General features: G+C 64.5%; 18 protein-coding genes. 13 read left to right on the top strand and 5 right to left on the bottom strand.

Annotated elements, in window-relative coordinates; translation table 11 throughout:
• Positions 1-133: 133 nt before the first annotated feature.
• Positions 134-2182, bottom strand: a complete 2049-nt coding sequence (gene parE / locus V7E26_RS06820) for a DNA topoisomerase IV subunit B (RefSeq protein WP_324414671.1) — start codon at positions 2180-2182, stop codon at positions 134-136.
• Between the two features lie 479 nt (positions 2183-2661).
• Between parE and V7E26_RS06825 the strand changes: the two genes are divergently transcribed.
• From V7E26_RS06825 to V7E26_RS06850, 6 genes are all read left to right on the top strand, one after another.
• Positions 2662-3192 (top strand): DedA family protein, encoded by a 531-nt coding sequence (locus V7E26_RS06825; protein ID WP_324414672.1) that lies wholly within the window; start codon positions 2662-2664, stop codon positions 3190-3192.
• A 188-nt stretch (positions 3193-3380) separates the two neighbouring features.
• On the top strand, positions 3381-4370 hold the full coding sequence (locus tag V7E26_RS06830) for an MBL fold metallo-hydrolase (RefSeq protein ID WP_324414673.1): 990 nt from the start codon (positions 3381-3383) through the stop codon (positions 4368-4370).
• A 233-nt stretch (positions 4371-4603) separates the two neighbouring features.
• Positions 4604-5272 (top strand): FMN-binding negative transcriptional regulator, encoded by a 669-nt coding sequence (locus tag V7E26_RS06835; protein ID WP_324414674.1) that lies wholly within the window; start codon positions 4604-4606, stop codon positions 5270-5272.
• Complete coding sequence (gene argC / locus V7E26_RS06840; protein WP_324414675.1) at positions 5269-6249, top strand: N-acetyl-gamma-glutamyl-phosphate reductase; 981 nt, start codon at positions 5269-5271, stop codon at positions 6247-6249. Before V7E26_RS06835 ends, argC begins: the two co-directional genes overlap by 4 nt.
• A 5-nt stretch (positions 6250-6254) precedes the next feature.
• Complete coding sequence (locus tag V7E26_RS06845; protein ID WP_324414676.1) at positions 6255-6848, top strand: class I SAM-dependent methyltransferase; 594 nt, start codon at positions 6255-6257, stop codon at positions 6846-6848.
• Between the two features lie 192 nt (positions 6849-7040).
• Entirely contained in the window at positions 7041-8447 is a 1407-nt protein-coding gene (locus V7E26_RS06850) for an outer membrane protein (RefSeq protein ID WP_324414677.1), read from the top strand.
• A 127-nt stretch (positions 8448-8574) separates the two neighbouring features.
• Here the strand turns inward: V7E26_RS06850 and V7E26_RS06855 are convergent, their stop codons facing one another.
• The 3 genes from V7E26_RS06855 to V7E26_RS06865 form a co-directional block, all read right to left on the bottom strand.
• The gene (locus tag V7E26_RS06855) at positions 8575-9633 is read right to left on the bottom strand and encodes a DMT family transporter (RefSeq protein WP_324414678.1); all 1059 of its coding nucleotides are present in this window, start codon (positions 9631-9633) and stop codon (positions 8575-8577) included.
• A gap of 68 nt (positions 9634-9701) precedes the next feature.
• Positions 9702-10100 (bottom strand): MAPEG family protein, encoded by a 399-nt coding sequence (locus tag V7E26_RS06860; RefSeq protein ID WP_324414679.1) that lies wholly within the window; start codon positions 10098-10100, stop codon positions 9702-9704.
• Between the two features lie 70 nt (positions 10101-10170).
• Positions 10171-11976: a PHA/PHB synthase family protein gene (locus V7E26_RS06865; protein ID WP_324414680.1), complete on the bottom strand. Its 1806-nt coding sequence runs from the start codon at positions 11974-11976 to the stop codon at positions 10171-10173.
• A gap of 326 nt (positions 11977-12302) precedes the next feature.
• Between V7E26_RS06865 and V7E26_RS06870 the strand changes: the two genes are divergently transcribed.
• From V7E26_RS06870 to V7E26_RS06890, 5 genes are all read left to right on the top strand, one after another.
• Positions 12303-12581: a hypothetical protein gene (locus V7E26_RS06870; protein ID WP_324414681.1), complete on the top strand. Its 279-nt coding sequence runs from the start codon at positions 12303-12305 to the stop codon at positions 12579-12581.
• Between the two features lie 265 nt (positions 12582-12846).
• Entirely contained in the window at positions 12847-14067 is a 1221-nt protein-coding gene (locus tag V7E26_RS06875; protein WP_324414682.1) for an LL-diaminopimelate aminotransferase, read from the top strand.
• 24 nt (positions 14068-14091) lie between these two features.
• Positions 14092-15411 carry a homoserine dehydrogenase gene (locus tag V7E26_RS06880; RefSeq protein WP_324414683.1) on the top strand — a complete coding sequence of 440 codons (1320 nt, stop codon included), beginning with the start codon at positions 14092-14094 and terminating at the stop codon, positions 15409-15411.
• 79 nt (positions 15412-15490) lie between these two features.
• Entirely contained in the window at positions 15491-16492 is a 1002-nt protein-coding gene (gene glpX, locus V7E26_RS06885) for a class II fructose-bisphosphatase (protein WP_324414684.1), read from the top strand.
• Between the two features lie 117 nt (positions 16493-16609).
• Positions 16610-17329 carry a haloacid dehalogenase type II gene (locus V7E26_RS06890; RefSeq protein ID WP_324414685.1) on the top strand — a complete coding sequence of 240 codons (720 nt, stop codon included), beginning with the start codon at positions 16610-16612 and terminating at the stop codon, positions 17327-17329.
• A 12-nt stretch (positions 17330-17341) separates the two neighbouring features.
• On the opposite strand, the gene V7E26_RS06895 is transcribed toward V7E26_RS06890, so the two are convergent.
• On the bottom strand, positions 17342-18436 hold the full coding sequence (locus V7E26_RS06895; protein ID WP_324414686.1) for a methyl-accepting chemotaxis protein: 1095 nt from the start codon (positions 18434-18436) through the stop codon (positions 17342-17344).
• A gap of 227 nt (positions 18437-18663) precedes the next feature.
• Here V7E26_RS06895 and recJ point away from each other — a divergent pair, with 227 nt between their 5' ends.
• Both recJ and V7E26_RS06905 read left to right on the top strand, forming a co-directional pair.
• Entirely contained in the window at positions 18664-20505 is a 1842-nt protein-coding gene (gene recJ, locus V7E26_RS06900; RefSeq protein ID WP_324414687.1) for a single-stranded-DNA-specific exonuclease RecJ, read from the top strand.
• Positions 20506-20549: 44 nt separating this feature from the next.
• Positions 20550-21356 carry an SDR family NAD(P)-dependent oxidoreductase gene (locus V7E26_RS06905; RefSeq protein ID WP_324414688.1) on the top strand — a complete coding sequence of 269 codons (807 nt, stop codon included), beginning with the start codon at positions 20550-20552 and terminating at the stop codon, positions 21354-21356.
• The last annotated feature ends 62 nt before the right edge of the window (positions 21357-21418 follow it).

Genomic DNA, 21418 nt, shown 5'->3' on the forward strand with positions numbered 1-21418 from the left:
GAAAATGCTGTTGCGGGGGGAGCACAGCTATCGGAAAACGAAGGGCCGCGAATTGCCTCGAAAACGGGCAGATTTGGGCGATCTCGGGCCAAAAATGCTCGAAATCGCCAGAAAAACGCCTGCACCGGGAAAATCAGACGTCCAGCAGGTCGTCGCTGGCGAATTCCGCCTTGTCGGAGATGAAGGCGAATCTGGCCTCGGCCTTGGTGCCCATCAGCCGCTCGACAGAATCGGCGGTGCCTTCGCGGTCGTCGGCCAGCAGCACCACGCGGAGCATGGTGCGCTTGGCCGGGTCCATGGTGGTTTCCTTGAGCTGGGCGGGCATCATTTCGCCGAGGCCCTTGAAGCGGTTCACCTCGACCTTGGCGTTGGCGTTGAACTCGCTCTTCAGCAGCGCGTCCTTGTGCGCATCGTCGCGGGCATAGACCGACTTGCTGCCATGGGTCAGCTTGTAAAGGGGCGGCACCGCCAGATAGAGGTGGCCCTCGTCGATCAGCCGCGGCGTCTGGCGATAGAAGAAGGTGATCAGGAGCGAGGCGATGTGCGCGCCGTCGACGTCGGCGTCCGTCATGATGATGATTCGGGAATAGCGCAGATCCTCCTCGCGGTAGTGCGCGCCGGTGCCGCAGCCGATCGCCTGCATCAGGTCCGAAAGCTGCGCGTTCTGCATCAGCTTGTCCTTGCCGGCGGAGGCGACGTTCAGAATCTTTCCGCGCAGGGGCAGGATCGCCTGGGTCTTGCGGTCGCGCGCCTGCTTGGCGCTGCCGCCGGCCGAGTCGCCCTCGACGATGAAGAGCTCGGAGCCTTCGGTCGCGGTGTTGGTGCAGTCGGCGAGCTTGCCGGGCAGGCGCAGCTTCTTCACCGCGGTCTTGCGCGAGGTCTCCTTCTCGGCACGGCGGCGCAGCCGCTCGTCGGCACGCTCGATGACGAAGTCGAGCAGCTTGTTGGCCTGCAGCGGATTGCCCGACAGCCAGTGATCGAACGGATCCTTGATCGCCTGTTCGACGATTTTCTGCGCTTCGGCGGTCGCCAGACGATCCTTGGTCTGGCCCTGGAATTCGGGCTCGCGCACGAACACCGAGAGCATTACCGCTGCTCCCACCATGACGTCTTCCGACGTGACGGGTGCGGCGCGCTTGCCCTGGCCGATTCGTTCGGCGTGGTCCTTGAGCCCGCGCAGCATCGCGCTGCGCATGCCGGATTCATGGGTGCCACCGTCGGGCGTCGGCACGGTGTTGCAATAGGAGGAGAGGAAGCCGTCGGCATCCGCCGTCCACGCGACAGCCCATTCGCAGGCGCCATGAGCGCCGTTGCGTCCCGACTTGCCGGAGAAGATGTCCGGATGCACCAGCGTGTCGGCGTGAATCGCCGCGCCAAGATAATCCTTCAGGCCGCCGGGGAAGTGGAAACTATCCTCGGCCGGCACATCCTCGATGCCCTTCAACAGCGCGGGATCGCAGCGCCAGCGGATTTCGACGCCGCCGAACAGATAGGCCTTCGAGCGCGTCATCTTGAACAGGCGCTGCGGCTTGAAGGCAGCCTTGGCGCCGAAGATATCGGTGTCGGGCTTGAATCGGATACGGGTGCCGCGGCGGTTGTTGATCTTGCCGAGGTCTTCCAGCTTGCCCTTGGGATGGCCGCGCTCGAAGCGCATGCGATAGAGCTGTTGGCTGCGCGCGACCTCGACCTCAAGCAGCGAAGAGAGCGCGTTGACGACGGAGACGCCGACGCCGTGCAGGCCGCCCGAGGTCTCGTAGACCTTGGAGTCGAACTTGCCGCCGGAATGCAGCGTGCACATGATGACTTCGAGCGCCGACTTCTTCGGAAATTTCGGATGCGGATCGACCGGGATACCGCGGCCGTTGTCGGTGACGGTCAGAAAACCGTCGGCGCTCAGTTCGACCTCGATGAATGTCGCGTGGCCGGCCAGAGCCTCGTCCATCGCGTTGTCGATGACTTCGGCGAACAAATGGTGCAGCGCCTTCTCGTCGGTTCCGCCGATGTACATGCCGGGGCGACGGCGCACCGGTTCCAGTCCCTCCAGCACCTCGATGTCGGCGGCGGTATAGCCGGCCTCGGCGCTGCCCGCCCGCGACGCAGCCTTCGGCGCGGCACGGCCCTTCGGTTCCGCCCCGAACAGGTCGGGCTTGGATTTTGCTGCTGATTTCAATGGTTTGGACATGGCTCTTTAGATGTTGCGCGCAGGTCGCGCGAGCGAATCGGTCGCTCTGACTATGCCACGGATGGGTTCAAAAAGGTGACGACGGGCAAGAGCGTTTGGCGGCTCTTAAGGTCTGAGAGGTGCGCTTGCAAACAGCAATATCGCAACGTCAGAGAGGATATGCCATTGCATTCATTCTGCGATTGCCGAACTGTTTCGGGGGCGAGGAATTACCGATGACCGGTCATCGTGACCCTGCAACCTGCGGCACCGTCCCGCGTTGCCTTGCCGCGGCCGCCAGGGCGACCACCGTCGCTGCAGAGTTGATCCGGATCAGTAACCTGCATGAAGAACAACGGTACGTAGGGATGGGCTGTTGATCACAGCCCATGCCCGGCTTTGTGACTTGAAGTCACGCAAGGGGCCGGCTTACCTGTCGCTTGCCTTGAATCGGACGAAAAATTCAACGGTGGAAACGGGGCGGGGAAGGCACTCGAGATATGCAAGACTTTGCGCGCGCTCTGGCTGATTTCGTGCGCGACAATCAGGCCTGGGCCGCCCCGGTCGTCATGGTCCTGGCCTTCGGCGAGTCGCTTGCGTTCGTCTCGCTGCTGGTGCCGGCCTGGGGCGCGCTGGTCGCGATCGGCGCGCTGGTCGGCGTCAGCGGCATCAGCTTCTGGCCGGTATGGCTGGCCGGCGGCCTTGGCGCCGCGCTCGGCGACTGGCTCTCCTACTGGTTCGGTTATCGCTACAAGGAGCACGTCGCCGAGATGTGGCCGTTGTCGCGCTATCCCGAGATCCTGCCGCGCGGCGAGGCGTTCGTGAAAAAGTGGGGCGTGCCGTCGATCTTCATCGGCCGCTTCTTCGGGCCGCTGCGCGCCTCGGTGCCGCTCGCCGCCGGCATCTTCGAGATGTCCTACTGGCCGTTCCAGATCGCCAATTTCGTCTCGGCGCTGATCTGGTCGGCGGTATTGCTGCTGGTCGGCGACGTCATGGGGAAACTCGCCGAATGGCTGTGGCGGGTGGCTTGAGGCGCAACCCGGAATAAGCCGACGCTGCGGGTGTTAGCTCCCACGATACAGTAGCCATCTCCGCATTGCCGTCGCGTGGCTGTCGTCGCGCTGTCCGGGAATGGTTGATAGGTTCGATAACAACACTGGGCGGCGATCAGCAGGAAATCCCGCGGAGCCGCATCCATCGTCTCTGGGAGGAGATCATCATGGAACTGACACGTCGACACGCACTCACGGGCGCCGCGGCGCTCGCCGCAACTCCGCTGCTGGCGCAAGCACCCGCTCACGCCGCTGCGCCGATCGCCGACAAGCAGGCGCCGAGTTTCTATCGCTACAAGGTTGGCGATGTGCAGGTGACGGTCATTTCGGACGGCGTCAACACGTTCGCGCTCGGCGACAGCTTCGTCCTCAACGCCAAGAAGGAGGAAGTCGCGGCAGCACTGGAAAAAGCCTACATGCCGAAGGACAAGGTCAGCATCCAGTTCGGACCGCTGGTCATCAACTCCGGCGGCAAGCTGATCGTTCTCGACACCGGCAACGGTCCCGGCGCGTTCGCGTCGAGCAAGGGCGCCGTCGGCCAGTTCGCCACCAACATGGCCGCGGCCGGCATCGACCCGAAGGCCGTCGACATGGTGGTGATCTCGCATTTCCACAGCGACCACATCAACGGCCTGCTCAATGCCGAGGGGGCGCCCGCATTCGCCAACGCCGAGGTGCTGGTGCCCTCCGTCGAGTGGAAATACTTCATGGACGATGGTGAAATGGCCAAGCAGACCGGCGAGCGCATGCCGGGCGTGTTCAAGAACGCCCGCCGCGTGCTCGAGGCCGGGCTGAAGAAGAAGGTGACGCCCTATGAGTGGGGCAAGGAGGTCGCTCCGGGCCTGCTGGCGGTCGAGACCGCCGGCCACACGCCGGGCCACACCTCCTACGTGCTGTCGTCAGGCGCCGGCAAGGTGTTCATCCAGTCCGATGTCACCAACATACCCTACCTGTTTGCCGCCAATCCCGGCTGGCACGCCTTCTTCGACCAGGACCCCGCCATGGCCGAGAAGGCCCGCCGCAAGACCTACGACATGGTGGTGGCGGAGAAGCTCCAGGTGCAGGGCTTCCATTACCCGTTCCCCGGGCTCGGCAACGTCGAAAAGGACGGCAACGGCTACCGCGTGGTCCCGTCGCACTGGAATCCGGTGATCTGACACGAAGCTTCAGACACGGAACAACTTGACGTCCGGCGGGCGCGGCCTTATAGCCGCGCCCATGACTATCGCCTCGACCATGATCATCGCTCGCCGCCGCCGCATTATCGCGGTGTGGGCGGACGTCTGCGTCTGAGATTGTCGCCCCTGCCGCCGGATCGGGTCCCGCGGCTTCTTCCCCTTCCAAGAACGCGGTCTGAACTGGCGGCTCCTACGTCAAGCAGGAGTTTGAGATGTATACGCCATCACCGTTCAAGTCCGACCGTGCCGCGAGCCTCGCGTTCGCGGAAGCGCGCGGCTTCGGCCTGGCCTGTGCGTGGGACGGCAACAAGCCGATCGCCTCGTCGCTGCCGTTCTATCTGACTTCGGCCAATGACGGCACGCCGCGGGCAGCGTTCCACGTCGCGCGTCACAATTCGCTGGTAAAGCTCGCCGACGGGACGACGTCCTGGCTGCTGGCCGTTACCGGCGCGAACGCCTATGTATCGCCTGACTGGTACGTTTCGCCGGACCAGGTGCCGACCTGGCTCTATCAGGCGGTGCACCTGACGGGCCCGGTGCGGGCGATGTCCGACGACGAACTCGCCGAGCAGATCGAGACGCTCAGCGCCAAGTTCGAGGGCAGGCTGTTGCCGAAGAAGCCGTGGCTGTCGTCGAAGATGACGGCCGGGCGGCTGGCAGCGTTGAAGAAAGCGATTGTGGGCCTTGAGATGACGGTCGAAGAGGTTGAGGGCAGCTTCAAGCTGAGCCAGCACAAATCCGAAACCGACTATGCGGCGGTGGCGGGATCGCTTGCCTCGCAGGCCGACGCCGGCGCGCAGCAGATTGCGCAGTTGATGAGAGAGGCGCGGCCCAACGCGTTTGCCAATGAAACGAACCAGCTTGAAAGGACCGTGCCATGACCCTCACCGATACCCCCCAGCCAAAGACCGCCGGCGTCTTGACCAGGCCGGCCGTGTTTGTCGACGGCGCGTCCGGCACCACGGGCCTCGGCATTCAGGAACGCCTTCAGAAGCAGAACGACGTCGTCGTGAAAAGCATCGCTGAGGACAAGCGCAAGGATGCCGGCGCCAAGCAGGCGCTGATGGCGGAAGTGGATCTCGTCATCCTCTGCCTGCCCGACGATGCGGCGAAGGAAACCGTGGCCTTGATCGACAGCATGGGGGCTTCGGCGCCAAAAGTGCTCGACGCGTCGACGGCGTTCCGGGTCGCCAGCGACTGGACCTATGGCTTTCCGGAACTGACGCCGGACCAGGCTGACAAGATCCGGGCTGCGCGGAAAGTCTCCAATCCGGGCTGTTATCCGACCGGTGGCATCGCGCTGCTGCGGCCGCTGGTCGATGCCGGCCTGCTGCCCGCCGATTATCCCGTTACGATCAATGCCGTGAGCGGCTATTCGGGCGGCGGCAAGTCGATGATCGCAAGCTTCGAGGATGGCAGCGCGCCATCCTTCGAACTCTACGGCCTCGGCTTCGAGCACAAACACCTGCCGGAGACGCAGCTCTACTCCAGGCTGACGCGGCGGCCGATCTTCGTGCCGTCGGTCGGCAACTACCGGCAGGGCATGCTGGTCTCGGTGCCGCTGCATCTGGACACGCTGACCGGCAAGCCCGGTGGCGCCGATCTGCATGCGGCGCTGGCCAAGCGCTATGCGGGCAGCGCCTATGTTTCGGTCATGCCGCTGCAGAACGACGCTGCCAAGAGCGGTCGGCTGGAGCCCGAGGCGCTGAACGAGACCAACAATCTCGAGCTCTATGTCTTCGTCAGCGAAAAGCATCGCCAGGCGGTGCTGGTCGCCCGGCTCGACAATCTCGGCAAGGGCGCCTCGGGAGCCGCGGTGCAGAACATGCGGCTGATGCTGGGCCTGCCGGACAAGTAAGCGTCATGGACGAAGCGACGCTGCAATTCTACCGCAGCAATGCGGAATCCTATGCGCGGCGCGAGATCACCTCGCGCCGTGCGCGGCTGGCGGCGTTTCTCGCGCTACTTCCGCTGGACGCCGCGATTCTCGAACTCGGCTGCGGGGCAGGCGGCGACACTGCGGAAATGCTGGCGCGCGGGTTCGATGTGCGCGCGACCGACGGCTCGCCCGAAATGGCTGCGGTGGCCTCAAGGAGTCTCGGCCGTCCTGTCGAGACGCTGCTGTTCCACGATCTCCACGAGGTCGAAACATACGACGGCGTCTGGGCCAATGCCTGCCTGCTCCACGTTCCACGCCAGGAGCTTGCCACCGTGCTGTCGCTGATCTGGCGCGCGCTGAAGCCGGGCGGCGCGTTCTTCGCGAGCTACAAGGAAGGCGAGGCGGGCGGCCGCGACACGCTCGACCGCTACTACAACTATCCCTCGCAGGACTGGCTGCGCGCGACCTATGCCGAGGCAGGGAGTTGGAACTCGCTTTCGATGGAGCGCGGCGAGGTCAGGGGATTCGACGACAGGATAGCGCCGATGCTGTTCGTCGTCGCGCAAAAAGGCGGTTGACCACCAAGCCGATGAAATTGCCCGGATATTGCCATGGCATGGGCAGCGAATCCTGGGCAGCGAATTCGGCTCGGAGATGTGGCTGACGCGCTACAGCATTCATATGCGAATCCAGTAGAAACAAGGCTCAAGTACCGGCAACAATTGTGTCGGGAACGCACTGATGCCGGACCGGGAATGCCGTTGATGCAAATGAAGAAGTTTCTGCTCGCCACCGCGCTCGTTGGCTTGGGATCCGTCCCGACACTCGCTGCAGATCTTGCTGCGCGGCCTTACACCAAAGCGCCCGCACTGGCCGCCGTCTACGACTGGACCGGCTTTTACATCGGCGTCAATGCCGGCGTCGGCATTGGCCGCGACCGCTTCCAGCACGACTGGCTCGGCGTGGGATCGGTCAATTCGTTCTACGCGTCGCCGCAAGGCGGCCTTGGTGGTGGCCAGATCGGCTACAACTGGCAGACCGGTTCGGTGATCGGACTGATCGTGTTCGGTGTCGAAGCCGATATTCAGGCTGCCGACCTCAGCGATCATCGCACGACGTTCAACGAAGTCGGCGTCCTGAGAAACTACAGCCAGAAGCTGGACTGGTTCGGCACGGCGCGCGGGCGCATCGGCATCGCCAACGGTCCGGCGCTGGGCTACGTGACCGGCGGTTTCGCCTACGCCAACGTCAAGACCAGCGCCAGCGCCTCGTTCGGCGGCGCCACCAACACGTTCTTGAACGAGCGCACCGCGGGCGGCTGGGTGGTGGGCAGCGGCGTCGAAGCCGCGCTCGGCGGCAACTGGACCGGTAAGATTGAGTATCTCTACCTCAATCTCGGCAACCGAAGCGACCTCGCCACGCTGGGCGCCACCACGCCGATCCAGACCGAGCTTCGCGAGAACATCTTCCGGGTCGGCCTGAATTACCGGATCAACGGCAGGCCCTACGCGCCGGTCGCTGCGGCCAACTGGGCCGGTTTCTATCTCGGCGGCAATTTCGGCTCCGGCACCGGGCGGGACCGCAGTACGTTGAGCATCCCTGCGGCGCCGATCGTTCAAAGCTTCAACCTCGCGCCCGACGGCATCAATGGCGGCGTCCAGGCCGGCTACAACTGGCAGGCGGCCAACTGGGTGTTCGGTCTCGAAGCCGATATCCAGGGCAGCACCCAGCAGGACAACAAGACCTGCATCCTCGCCTGCACGCCCGGGCTCACGGTGGCCTACGATGCCACGCTGCCGTGGTTCGGCACGGTGCGCGGCCGCCTCGGCTATTCGGTCGGGTCGACCCTGTTCTATGCGACCGGCGGTCTCGCCTATGGCAGCGTCAAGACCAAGATCAACACAACCTCCTTCGTCGGCCCGGTGACGCAATCGTTCGAGCATACCAGGACCGGCTGGACCGCCGGTGCGGGTTTCGAGACGCCGTTCACGCTGCTTGGCCTGCTGGGTCCGAACTGGACGACCAAGACGGAGTATCTCTACGTCGATCTCGGCTCGACGTCGGACAGCTTCATCCTCGGCGCCGCGCCGACGACCTCGACGCGCTCGGTGACGGAACACATCTTCCGCACCGGCATCAACTACCACTTCAACTCGCCGGTTGTTGCGAAGTACTGAGGAAACAGCCTGCGTGGCGACAATGAAAAGCCCCGGAGCCTGGCCTGGCTCCGGGGCTTTTGTAGTGGCCTCATTGTGGAGATAGTTCTCCGACCGACTTGAAGACCGCGCGAGCACGCCAGACGACTCAGTGCTCGTGACGATGATGCAGATCAGGATAATGCGGATGCTTGTGCCGCATCGGCTTGTGCTCGTGCCAATGCGAATGCGGCTCGGCTGTCGGGCCGTCGTGGTGATGCTGGTGATGAGCGTCGTGAACGTGACGGTGCTCATGCGAAAGCGCCTCGTGAACATGTTCATGCTGATGCCGTTCGGTGAGATGGAGCCAAAGTCCAAGTCCCATCAGCAGGGCCGGGAAAGCCAGCTTGAATGTCAGGGGTTCGCCGAGGGTTAGCGCGATCAACGCGCCGATGAACGGGGCCAGCGAAAAGTAAGCCCCGGTACGCGCGGTGCCGAGATGACGAAGCGCCAGCACGAACAGGACAAGGCTGACCCCGATCGCAAAGAATCCGAGCAGGGCCGCCAGCGTTGCGACACCGACAGATGGCAGGGTATCGCCGAGCCAAAATCCGCCTGCCATGTTCGCCGTTCCGGCAGCGAGGCCCTTGATCATCGCAATCGTGACGGGGTCGGCCGCCGACAATTTGCGCGTCAGGTTGTTGTCGATCCCCCAACAGATGCAGGCTCCCGCGATCATCGCTGCGCCGACGTCGAACGAAACGCTCCAGCCGTCCCAGGAAAGGGCGATGGCGCCGAGTATGATCGCCAGAGCACCGAGCAGCAAACGCCTGTCGACATTCTCCCGAAACACCAGCCAGGCAATCCCCATCGTTGCGAGGCTTTCGAGATTGAGGAGCAGTGATCCGGATGAGGCGAGCGTCCGGCCCAACCCGAGCATCAGCAGCACCGGACCGAGGATGCCACCGAAGATGACGATGACGAGGAGCCAGGGCAGATCGTGGCGTCTTAGAGGCGCCTCAGGCGCCGCGAGCCCAAGCGCCGAGCGGGTGGCGTGCATGATTGCGAGGCCAAGACCCGCGCCGAGGTAAAGCAGCCCGGCCAGCATCTGCGGGCCGATGCTGGCGAGCAGCAATTTGGAGAGCGGCGCTGCAGCCCCAAACAGCACGGCTGAGCCGAGCGCCAGTGGAACGCCCGGCCATTGGATCGCTGATTGGTTGAATTGCATGAGCGGGCCCTCGTCGTGCCGTTATCTCGCCGGCAAGGAACCCGCGCTTTCTCAAGGGTAAGGGCGCCTCAAAGCACCTTGAAGATCGCCAGCACCAGCACGGCCTGGGCGAGGAAGCCGACGGTGAAGGCCAGCGTGCGGAACACCGGCAGGCCAAGCGTGTAGACGATCAGATGGGCGACGCGGGCCCAGAAGTAGACGGCGCAGGCCATCACGGTCCATTTGGTGGAATAGTCGATTGCGTTGAGGATCAGGACCAGCGGCGCGAAGATGATCAAGTTCTCGATCGCATTGTCGTGGGCGAACATCAGCCGCGTCGCCCAATCGGCCTGCGGCTTGTCGTTGCGCGAGGGATTGGCCATGGCGCCGGAGAGGCCGCGCACCTGACAGCGGTTGATGATGTAGGGGACCCACAGCAGTCCGGTCAGGATCACGGTCAGCGTCAGCCAGAACAATTCGCGTGTCATGGTCTCCCCCTCAACTGATGTCGATTCCCGGCACGGGACATCCGATTATAGCGAAGAGCGGGTGGCGGCGCTATGCGCGGACCTTGACGTAACTGCCGGGGGCGTCCTCGATCGGCGGCAGTTCCGCAGAGCCTACGGCGCGCGCGGGCGCGCGCTCGGGATCGAGGCCCTCCAGCCATTGCAGCCAGTCCGGCCACCACGATCCCTTGTGCTCGGTGGCGTTCTTCATCCAGTCGGCGAGCGTGACGTCCTTGACCTTGTCGTTGGTCCAGTACTGATACTTGCCGGCCGCCGGTGGATTCACCACGCCGGCGATATGGCCCGATCCGGACAGCACATATTTGACGGGGCCGCCGAAGAACTGCGAGCCATAAAGGACCGAATCCGCCGGGGCGATGTGGTCCTCGCGGGTGGCCAGATTGTAGACGGGAACCTTGACCTTCGACAGGTCGAGCAGCGTGTTGTCGAGCACCATGCTGCCGGAGGTGAGGCGGTTCTCCAGGTAGCAGTTGCGCAGATAATAGGAATGGTTGGCCGCCGGCATCCGCGTGGCGTCGGAATTCCAGTGCAGGAGATCGAACGAGGAGGGTTGCTGCCCCTTCAGGTAGTTGCTGACGACATACGACCAGATCAGGTCGTTGGAGCGCAGCATGTTGAAGGCCATCGCCATCTTGCTGCCTTCGAGCACGCCGCGCGCCTCCATCTCGCGCTCCAGCGTCGAGATCTGGCCCTCGTCGACGAAGACGAGCAGGTCGCCGGCATGGGTGAAGTCGACCTGCGCAGCGAAGAACGTCGCCGAGGTGACGCGCTGGCGCCGTTTCTCGGCGAGCCAGGCCAGCGTCGAGGCGAGCAGGGTGCCGCCGACGCAGTAGCCGGCGGTGTGGACCTTCATCTCGCCCGTCACCTTCTCGATGATGTCCATCGCGGTGAGCGGGCCTTCCTTCATGTAGTCGTCGAAGGTCTTCCTGCCGAGTTCCCTGTCGGGATTGACCCAGGAGATCACGAACACCGTGATGCCCTGATCGACGCACCATTTGATGTAGGATTTTTCCGGCTTGAGATCGAGAATGTAGAACTTGTTGATCCAGGGCGGCACGATCAGGAGCGGCGTGCGCAGCACTGTCTCCGTGGCCGGCGTATACTGGATGAGCTGCATCAGCTCGTTCTGGTAGATCACCTTGCCCGGCGTCGTCGCCATGTTGACGCCGACGACGAGATTGGACGGGTCGGACTGGCGGATGCGCAGCGTGCCGCGTCCGGCCTCGATATCTTCGGCCAGCATCTTCATGCCGCGAACGAGGTTGTCGCCGTTGGAGGCCAGCGTCTCGCGCAGCACCTCCGGGTTGGTGAGCACGAAGTTCGACGGCGAGATCGCGTTGGTGATCTGCTGAACGTAGAACTCGGCCTTCTTGCGCGTATGCGGATCGATGCCCTCGGCGTTCTTCACCAACTCGTTCGCCCACTGCGTGGTGAGCAGATAGAGCTGCAGCACGAAATCGAAGAATTGATTCGATTTCCACTCCGGATCCCTGAAGCGCTTGTCGCGCGGCGACGGCTCGGCCGCGGCCTGCGCCGCTTCGCCCGCCATGCGGCGCGCCGCCGAGCCCCAGAGATCGAGATAGGCCTTGCCCATCTTCGTCTGCAATTCCGCAGCGCGTTCCTTGTCTGCGAGCCAGTATTCGGCAACCGCGGAGAACGTCTTGATGATTTCACCGATTTCGCTGGGCGGCTTGTCCTTCGGCTCGCCGTTCTCGCGCGGCTTGAGATAGGCCGCTAGCGCCTGGCCGCTCGTCTCCATCGCTTTCGCGATGTTCATGGCAAAGGCTTCGGCGTTGAATGTTTTGGAAGCCGGGGTTTCGGTGTTGACGTCACTCATGACACGGACACTATAGCAGCCTCATTTCGAGTTCGTCACCGCGCGGATTGCTGCAGGGGTTTTTGGGGATTAACCCTGTTTTGCACTGCGATAACGTTTGCGTGTTCGGACACATTGCAGCCGCACCGTCTCGGTTTGCTCTCTCGGGCTCCAATCGTTTCGGGCAACAATGGTTTGAAACGTTACAGCGAACTAAACCCGCGTGGCGATTTGGCGTTGCAAAGCTCGTACCAGCGCATCCATATGTCGGGATGCGCGTGTGGTGGCGCAGGCAATTGGGGAATTCCGGACGGATGCCGGTAAGCCGGACGATAAGGCTGTGGCCGATGGCGGCGCTGTGCGCGGCCACAATCGCGCTTGGCGGCTGCTCGACCCAGATCGCCGACATGCCGGCCATCGGCCTGCCATCGGATGCGCCCGAGCGTCCGAAGGAGGCCGGGGGCTATCTGCCGGTTCATGACTTGCCGCCCGAGCGCACCGAGGAGGCCATGAAGCCGTCCGAACTGGCTAAAATCCAGGCAGATTTGACGGCCGCGCGGGACCGCCAGGCGGTCGCGGCCAGCCCGGGCGCGCCGGCCGCTTCGGCAAAGCCCGCCAGGAAGTGAGCAGGCCGGTATTTTGGTGCACCTCCGATCGCCGAAATCAGGACCGGCGCAGGCTTGAAAACACTATAAAAACTGGCGCTGCCGGGCTCCCGTGGTAAAAGAACCCAGTTCAACCGCATCGCGGGCCCAGAGCCTTAAGACCTCGTGCCTTGAATTCGCGCTAACTCCTTGATTACGCGCGATTTCCGAACGAAACCCTGAAGCGGTTTCGTGTCCGGCGAGAGTTCCTCGATTCTGTCCCGCCGGTTGTCGGAGCAAGGGTCCCATGGAAGATTTTTATCGTATCCGCCGTCTGCCGCCTTACGTGTTCGAGAAGGTCAACCAGGCCAAGGCAGCCGCGCGGAATGCCGGGGCCGACATCATCGACATGGGTATGGGCAATCCGGACCTTGCGACGCCGGCCCATGTGCTCGAAAAATTGAAGGAGACGCTCGGCAAGCCACGCACCGATCGTTACTCGGCCTCGCGCGGCATCAATGGATTGCGCAAGGCGCAGGCCGGCTACTACGGGCGCCGCTTCGGCGTAAAGCTCAATCCGGACACCCAGGTCGTTGCGACGCTCGGTTCGAAGGAAGGCTTTGCCAACGTCGCGCAGGCGATCACCGCCCCGGGCGACGTCGTGCTGTGCCCCAATCCGAGCTATCCGATTCACGCGTTCGGTTTTCTGATGGCGGGCGGCGTGATCCGCTCGGTGCCGTCGGAGCCGACGCCGCAGTTCTTCGAGGCGGTGGAGCGCGCGATCATCCATTCGATCCCGAAGCCGATCGCGCTGATCGTCTGCTATCCCTCGAACCCGACCGCCTATGTCGCCGACCTCGATTTCTACAAGGATCTGGTGGCTTTCGCGAAGAAGCACGAGATTTTCATCCTGTCGGACCTGGCCTACGCCGAGGTCTATTTCGACGAAAACAAACCGCCCCCGTCGGTGCTGCAGGTCCCCGGCGCGATGGACGTCACCGTCGAGTTCACCTCGATGTCGAAGACCTTCTCGATGGCCGGCTGGCGCATGGGCTTTGCCGTCGGCAACGAGCGGATCATCGCCGCGCTGGCGCGGGTGAAGTCCTACCTCGACTACGGCGCATTCACGCCGGTCCAGGTGGCGGCCACCGCCGCGCTGAACGGGCCGGACGACTGCATCAAGGAAATGCGCGACACCTATCGACGGCGCCGCGACGCGCTGGTCGAATCGTTCGGCCGGGCGGGGTGGGAGATTCCGCCGCCGCAGGCCTCGATGTTTGCCTGGGCGCCGCTGCCCAAGGCCTTCGAGGGCGTCGGTAGCATGCAGTTCGCGACCCTGATGGTGGAGAAATCCGGTGTGGTGGTTTCGCCTGGCGTCGCCTTTGGCGAGCATGGCGAAGGCTATGTCCGCATCGCCATGGTGGAAAACGAGCAGCGGATCCGCCAGGCCGCGCGCGGCGTCCGCCGCTTCCTTGAAAGCGGCATTGAAACGTTGCACAACGTGGTTCCTCTCGCCAACCGGCGCTAATCCTTACTGCAGGTTCTCTCATTCATGGTCGCACCCCTGAGAGTGGGTATTGCGGGGCTCGGCACCGTTGGCGCCGAAGTGGTCCGCCTCATCGAGGAACAGGCGCGGACGCTGTCCGAGCGCAGCGGGCGCGACGTGCGCGTCGTTGCCGTCACCGCGCGCTCGAAGGCGAAGAAGCGTTCGGTTGACCTGCGCGGCATCGGCTGGGCCAAGAGCCCGCTCGACCTGGCCAACGACCCCAACGTCGACTGCTTCGTCGAATTGATGGGCGGCTCGGGCGAGCCGGCACTGTCGGCGATCGAAACGGCGCTGAAGGCCGGCAAGTCGGTGGTGACCGCCAACAAGGCGCTGATCGCCAGGCATGGCGTCCGCCTGGCGAAGGCCGCCGAAAAGCATGGCGGCGCGTTCAACTATGAGGCGGCGGTCGGCGCCGCCATTCCCGTCATCAAGACGCTGCGCGAGGGCCTTGCCGGTACCGGCATCAACCGCGTCTACGGCATCCTCAACGGCACCTGCAATTACATCCTGACCCGGATGGAGCAGGAGGGATTGTCATTCGCCGAATGCCTGAAGGACGCGCAGCGGCTCGGCTATGCCGAAGCCAATCCATCCTTCGACGTCGACGGCCACGACACCGCGCAGAAGCTTGCGATCCTGGCGAGCCTCGCCTTCGGCACCAAGGTGGCGCAGAGCGCCGTCTACGTCGAAGGCATCTCCTCGATCGCGCCGGAAGATTTGCGCGCGGCGGAAGAATTGGGATATCGCGTCAAGCTGCTTGGCGTGGCGGTGCGGACCGCCAAGGGCATCGAGCAGCGCGTGCATCCGACCATGGTGCCGAAATCATCCTCGATCGCGCAGGTGATGGGCGTCACCAATGCGGTCACGATCGACGGCGAGGGCATTCCGCCGATCACGCTGGTCGGGCCCGGCGCCGGCGGCGCGGCGACCGCATCCGCCGTGGTGGCCGACATTGCCGACGTGGCGCGCGGCATTCGCGCAAGACCCTTCGGGCGCCCGGTGGAGCGGCTGCGCGACACCACCAAGGCGCCGATGGAGCGGCACGAGGGCGGCTATTACATCCGCCTGATGGCGCGCGACCTGGCCGGCACCGCCGCCACCATCGCCACCCGCCTTGCCGAACAGAAGATTTCGCTGGAATCGATCGTGCAGCGCCATCCCGAGGGCGTCGATGCGAACGGCGCCGCGAAGAAGGCTGCACCCGTTCCGGTCATCCTGATCACCTACGCCACCTCCGAGGACGCGGTTCATCGCGCGCTCCAGGCGGTCCAGCGTGACAAGGTGATCAGCGGCCGGCCGCAGGTGATACGAATCGAGAAGAACTGACGCAGATCCCAACGGGATCGCGCGCCGAGGCATTGATTGCGGTCCGGAAGGACCGAGCTGGTTTATAAGGAGTGAGCCGATGTCGACCCATATTTCCGTTCCGCCGCAATTGTTGCTCGAGCGTATCCTGACGCTTGAAATCGTGCGGGTCACGGAGCGCGCGGCGGTCTCGGCGGCGCGTCTGCGCGGCCATGGCCAGGAGAAGGCAGCCGACCAGGCCGCGGTCGACGCGATGCGCCGCGAGCTCAACAAGCTGCCGATCGAAGGCACCGTCGTGATCGGCGAGGGCGAGCGCGACGAGGCGCCGATGCTGTTCATCGGCGAGAAGGTCGGCCTGAACGCAGGTCCCCAGGTCGATATCGCCGTCGATCCGCTGGAGGGCACCACGCTCTGCGCCAAGAACATGCCGGGCGCAATCGCGACCATGGCGATGGCCGATGGCGGCACGCTGCTGCATGCGCCCGACGTCTATATGGAGAAGCTTGCGGTCGGTCCGGGTTACGCCAAGGGTGTCGTCGAACTCGACGCGTCGCCGGCCGAAAATGTTCGGCGCCTCGCCAAGGCCAAGGGCGTCGAGGCGGCCGCGATCACGGTATTGGTGCTCGATCGTCCGCGCCACGCGGACATCATTTCCAGCGTCCGCTCGACCGGCGCTGCGGTACGGCTGATCACCGACGGTGACGTCGCCGGCGTGATCCATTGCGCCGACCCCGACAACACCGGCGTCGACATGTATATCGGCACCGGCGGCGCGCCCGAAGGCGTGCTGGCAGCCGCGGCGCTGCGCTGCATCGGCGGCCAGATGCAGTGCCGGCTGATCCTCGACAGCGAGGAGAAGCGCGCGCGCGCCCACAAGATGGGCGTCACCGATCCGAAGATGATCTACGGCATCGAGGACATGGTGCGCGGCGACTGCCTGTTCGCGGCGACCGGCGTCACCACCGGCTCGTTGCTGACGGGCGTCAAATTCCGCAAGGACGATGTGATCGAGACCGAGACGGTGGTGATGCGCTCGGTCACCGGTACGGTGCGCTACATCAAGGCCGAGCACCGGCAGCTCGACAAGTTCCATTTGGACTGAGGCCACTGTCATTCCGGGATGGTCCGAAGGACCAGACCCGGAATCTCGAGATTCCGGGTTCGATGCTGCGCATCGCCCCGGAATGACGACAAGAAAGAAAAACAGGGAGGCGCTCGCATGTCCGACGTTTCAGCCGTGAAGGCGCTGGTGTTCGATGTCTTCGGCACCGTCGTCGACTGGCGCACCAGCCTGATCAATGATTTCACGGAGTGGTCGAAGACGTCAGGCATCAAGGCCGACTGGACCGCACTGGTCGACGGCTGGCGTGCGGTCTATGCCGCATCGATGGACGAAGTGCGCAAGCACCCGGAACGCGGCTATCAGATCCTGGATACGCTGCACTGCCGCTCGCTGGAGAAGCTGGCGGCCGACCTCTCGATCAAGGGACTGAGCGAGGCCGATCTGCACCACCTCACGATGGGCTGGCATCGCCTGCATCCGTGGCCGGACAGCGTAGCGGGGCTGACGCGGCTGAAGAAGAAGTACATCATCTCGCCGCTCTCCAACGGCAATGTCGCGCTGCTGACCAACATGGCGAAGTTCGCAGGCCTGCCGTGGGACCTCGTGATGTCCGCGGAATTGTTCGAGCATTACAAGCCCGACCCGGAAACCTATCTCGGGGCGGCGAAGCTGCTCTGCCTGCCGCCGGAGCAGGTGATGATGGTGGCGGCCCACAATCACGATCTGAAGGCGGCACAGAAGCTCGGCCTCAAGACCGCCTTCGTCGCGCGCCCGACCGAATACGGCCCGCTCCAGAAATATGATTTCGAGGCCAAGGGCGATTGGGACATCGTCGCCAAGGATTTTGGCGGCATCGCCGACCGGCTGGGGTGCTAGCTAGCTAGCGGCCTACGTCGCGCGGGCCAGGATCACCCCGAACCAGCCGAGGCCCTTGTAGGTCTCGTAGCCGGGCGTGGCGTGGAACGCGACCAGCCCGCCCGAACGATCCTGATAGAAGCCGGAGCGCCTGCCTTCGAGCTGCAGCGAAATGCGTTCGGTCAGCAGACCCTGGCCGTCGGACGCCGCGATCACCCGGAAATTCGAATCGACCAGCAACACGCGGGCCTTGTCGGCGTCGCCGACGCGTACGCCCTGAACGATGGCGCGGGCTTGTGCTTCCCAGTCGAAATGGATCGCCAGCACGCCGGTCGGCTTGCCGTTGGCCTTGCCGCCCTCGCGGACGCTGGCGCAATAGGTCACGACCTGGGCGTTACCGAGCAAGGGCTGGCACTCGACATCGCCTACCGCATAATCGTCGCCGGAGCGTAGCGCCCGCGCGGCGCGAAACCATTTGGTCTGCGCCATGTTCTGGCCAGTGACGCCGAAACGATCGCCGCGGCCGTTGGCCAGCACATTGCCGTTGAGATCGCAGAGCCAGAGATCGAGATAGACGGTATAGGCGCCGAGGATCACCGCCATGCGTTCCGACACATGGCTGACGGCGGCTGGATTTGGTGTGGCCGCGCAGTCGACCACGGCGGAATCGGTCGCCCACCAGCGCACGTCGCAGGTGCGTTCATAGAGGTTGCGGTCGATCAGTTCGACCGCATTCAGCGACAGGTCGACCATCCGCTCGCCGCGCGAGCGGTCGGCCATCTGCGCGATCGAGTTCATCAAATTGCCGGTGCGGTTGGTGAGCTGGCTTTCGAGCTCGCGCGCGATGGTCTCGACCTGCTGGCCGACATTGCGCACTTCCTGCGCCACCACGGCAAAACCCGCGCCCTGCGCGCCGGCGCGCGAGCTTTCGATCAGCGCGTTCAGCGCCAGCATCTTCATCTGGTTGGTGATCTTCTGGATCGACTTGGTCTTCTCGCAGGCGACCTGGTTGACTTCGGCGGTCAGCCTCGCGAGCAGCGCGGAAACGTCGGCTTCGTCCCCGGTATCAACCGCATTGGCCGGCTGTTTGGCGATCTTTGCGGTCTGGGAGCGCAGCGCGACGGACATTGGCGGGGAATTCCTCGGATCGGCGGGGACTCAAGGGCGAGCGTATGCAATCCTTTGTCGGGGAACATGGCTAACGATTGGTTTATGTTCCGGCGGCTTGGAGGTAGTTTCGCCGCATCGCGTTGCACGTTCTTTGTGCACGTTGTTTTTGACGGCAGTGCCCGAAGCCGCCGCTTCGGGTGATTGCGTTGCTGAAGGTCCGCTTTGCCCCTATCTCTCGAACAATCATGACGCTTCCCGCATCCGCTCTGCCCGTTGAATCGCCGCCGGCCTTTCTGGGCGTACGGCACTCGGCGACCGGCAAATTGTGGCGCGACCGGCTCGATGCTCGGGGGGCGGCGCAGGCGCTCGCGATCACGCAGCGCTACCAGTTGCCCGAGATGCTGGCGCGGGTGCTCTCCGGCCGCGATGTCGGGATCGACGAGGTCCAGGATTACCTCGATCCGACCATCCGCAAGCTGATGCCGGATCCCTACACCGTGACGCAGATGGAGGCGGCGGCCAAGCGGATCGCGGACGCCGCCCAGCGCGGCGAGAAGGTCGCGATCTTCGGCGACTACGACGTCGACGGCGCGACCTCGGCGGCGCTGCTCGCCTGGCATCTGCGCCATTGCGGGCTCGATCCGCTGATCCACATCCCCGACCGTATCTTCGAGGGCTATGGCCCCAATACGGAGGCGGTGCGCGCGCTTGCAGCCAAAGGCGCCACGCTGCTGATCACCGTCGACTGCGGCACCACCAGCCTCGAGCCGCTGGCGGAAGCGCGCAAGCTCGGGCAATCGGTCGTCGTCATCGACCATCACCAGTGCGGCGAGGCGCTGCCCGAAGTCGACGCGCTGGTGAACCCGAACCGGCCCGACGATCTCTCGGGCCTCGGTCATCTCGCCGCGGTCGGTCTCGTGCTGGTCGCGCTGGTGGCGGTGAACCGGGAATTGCGCGGCCGCGGCTTCTGGAACGCGGAGCGGCCGGAGCCGGATCTGCTGGGCATGCTGCATCATGTGGCGCTCGGCACCGTGGCCGATGTCGCGCCGCTGATCGGGCTGAACCGCGCCTTCGTCGCCAAGGGGCTGATCGCGATGCGCCGCCGCGACCATGTCGGCCATACCGCGCTGATGGACGTGGCGCGGCTGAGCGGGCCGCCGGAAGCCTGGCATCTCGGCTTCATGCTGGGGCCGCGCATCAATGCCGGCGGCCGGATCGGACGCGCCGATCTCGGCGTGCGGCTGCTGCTGGAAGGCGACGTCTCGGAAGCGGCGCGCATTGCGGCCGAACTCGACCGGCTCAACAGCGAGCGCCGCGTCATCGAGCAGGCCGCGGAAGCGCAGGCCGAGGCCGAGGCGCTGGCCTCGCTCGGGCTGGAAGACAAGGGCGCGGTGATCGTGACGGCGTCGGAAGGCTGGCATCCCGGCATCGTCGGCCTGGTCGCCTCGCGGCTGAAGGAGAAGTTCGCGCGTCCCGCCTTTGCCATTGCGCTGGAGCCCGGCGGCATCGGCACCGGCTCGGGCCGCTCGATCTCGGGCGTCGATCTCGGCAAGGCGGTGCGCCAGGCGGTCAAGGATCGCCTGCTGATGAAGGGCGGCGGCCACGCCATGGCGGCCGGCGTCACGCTGCGGAAGGAGAGGCTCGCCGAATTCCGCGCCTTCATGGAAAGCGCGCTGGCCGAGGATGTCGCCAATTCGCGTCACGAGAACGAGCTGTTCATCGACGGCGCGGTGACCGGGCGCAGCGTGACGGCGGAATTCGCCAACACGCTGAACCGCGCAGGACCGTTCGGCGCCGCCAATCCGGAGCCGGTAATCGCGCTGCCGGCGCATCAACTCGTCTATGCCGACGAGGTCGGGCAGGCGCATTTGCGCGTGCGCTTCAAGGCCGGCGACGGCGCCATCGTCAACGGCATCGCGTTCCGCGCGGTCGGGCAGAAGCTCGGCCATGCGTTGACGCAGAACCGCGGTCAGCCCCTGCATGTCGCCGGGTCGCTCGCGGTCGATCGCTTTCAGGGCGCCGAGCGTGTACAGCTTCGGGTGCTCGACGTCGCGGTGCCGGATCCGGGACCAGCGGTGATCCGTTAAATCAGACCATCTCAATCAACAAACAGAACGAGGGAGAAGAAGCGATGGGGCAGGTTCAGGGCAAGGTCGCGCTGGTGACCGGCGGCGCATCCGGCATTGGCGAAGCGGTGTGTGAATTGCTGGCGCGCGAGGGCGCCTCGGTGGCCGTGACCGACGTCGACGATCTCAGGGGACCGGAGGTCGTCGCACGGATCAAGAAGGCCGGCGGCGAGGCCAGCTTCTGGCATCACGACGTCACCAGCGAGGAGCGCTGGATCGAGGTCGTGGCCGAGATCATGAATCGCTACGGCCGGCTCGATGTGCTGGTCTCGAACGCCGGTATAGGCATTGCCGTGCCCTCGATTACCGAGATGACGCTCGCCGACTGGCGGCGCCAGAACGCGATCAATCTTGACGGCGTGTTTCTGTCGGTGAAGCATTGCCTGCCTGTCATGCGCAAGACCGGCGGCGGCTCCGTCATCATGATGTCGTCGCTGGCGGGCCTGCGCGGTGCGGCCGGGCTTTCCGCGTACTCCGCGACCAAGGGCGGCGTGCGGCTGTTCGCCAAGTCGGTCGCGATGGAGTGTGCGACATTCGGCGACGGCATCCGCGTCAACTCCGTGCATCCCGGCATCATCGACACGCCGATCTGGGGCAAGATTCCGACTGGAGCGACAGGGGCCGGCCAGAACGCGCCGATTGATCCTGAGGAGCGCGCCAAGCTGGCGACACCGCTCGGCCGCGCCGGGCATGCCGAAGAAATTGCGCAGGGCGTGCTGTATCTGGCGTCGGATGCGTCGCGCTATGTGACGGGGACCGAACTCGTGATCGACGGCGGGATGTTCGCGGGCGCGATTGCGCGGCGGACCTAATTGCGTCATTGCGAGGAGCTCGCGACAAAATTGCAGAGCAATTTTGCGCTGAAGCGACGAAG

The organism is Bradyrhizobium sp. (assembly GCF_036735945.1).
Taxonomy (GTDB): Bacteria; Pseudomonadota; Alphaproteobacteria; order Rhizobiales; family Xanthobacteraceae; genus Bradyrhizobium.

Bases quoted from the DNA above. Each gene is read 5' to 3' on its own strand.
- V7E26_RS06825 (WP_324414672.1), top strand. From the start codon at position 2,662: ATGCAAGACTTTGCGCGCGCTCTGGCTGATTTCGTGCGCGACAATCAG.
- V7E26_RS06850 (WP_324414677.1), top strand. From the start codon at position 7,041: ATGAAGAAGTTTCTGCTCGCCACCGCGCTCGTTGGCTTGGGATCCGTC.
- V7E26_RS06855 (WP_324414678.1), bottom strand. From the start codon at position 9,633: ATGCAATTCAACCAATCAGCGATCCAATGGCCGGGCGTTCCACTGGCG.
- V7E26_RS06895 (WP_324414686.1), bottom strand. From the start codon at position 18,436: ATGTCCGTCGCGCTGCGCTCCCAGACCGCAAAGATCGCCAAACAGCCG.
- V7E26_RS06905 (WP_324414688.1), top strand. From the start codon at position 20,550: ATGGGGCAGGTTCAGGGCAAGGTCGCGCTGGTGACCGGCGGCGCATCC.
- V7E26_RS06870 (WP_324414681.1), top strand. From the start codon at position 12,303: ATGGCGGCGCTGTGCGCGGCCACAATCGCGCTTGGCGGCTGCTCGACC.
- recJ (WP_324414687.1), top strand. From the start codon at position 18,664: ATGACGCTTCCCGCATCCGCTCTGCCCGTTGAATCGCCGCCGGCCTTT.
- V7E26_RS06865 (WP_324414680.1), bottom strand. From the start codon at position 11,976: ATGAGTGACGTCAACACCGAAACCCCGGCTTCCAAAACATTCAACGCC.
- V7E26_RS06860 (WP_324414679.1), bottom strand. From the start codon at position 10,100: ATGACACGCGAATTGTTCTGGCTGACGCTGACCGTGATCCTGACCGGA.
- V7E26_RS06890 (WP_324414685.1), top strand. From the start codon at position 16,610: ATGTCCGACGTTTCAGCCGTGAAGGCGCTGGTGTTCGATGTCTTCGGC.
- V7E26_RS06835 (WP_324414674.1), top strand. From the start codon at position 4,604: ATGTATACGCCATCACCGTTCAAGTCCGACCGTGCCGCGAGCCTCGCG.
- V7E26_RS06845 (WP_324414676.1), top strand. From the start codon at position 6,255: ATGGACGAAGCGACGCTGCAATTCTACCGCAGCAATGCGGAATCCTAT.
- V7E26_RS06830 (WP_324414673.1), top strand. From the start codon at position 3,381: ATGGAACTGACACGTCGACACGCACTCACGGGCGCCGCGGCGCTCGCC.
- parE (WP_324414671.1), bottom strand. From the start codon at position 2,182: ATGTCCAAACCATTGAAATCAGCAGCAAAATCCAAGCCCGACCTGTTC.
- V7E26_RS06880 (WP_324414683.1), top strand. From the start codon at position 14,092: ATGGTCGCACCCCTGAGAGTGGGTATTGCGGGGCTCGGCACCGTTGGC.
- V7E26_RS06875 (WP_324414682.1), top strand. From the start codon at position 12,847: ATGGAAGATTTTTATCGTATCCGCCGTCTGCCGCCTTACGTGTTCGAG.
- glpX (WP_324414684.1), top strand. From the start codon at position 15,491: ATGTCGACCCATATTTCCGTTCCGCCGCAATTGTTGCTCGAGCGTATC.
- argC (WP_324414675.1), top strand. From the start codon at position 5,269: ATGACCCTCACCGATACCCCCCAGCCAAAGACCGCCGGCGTCTTGACC.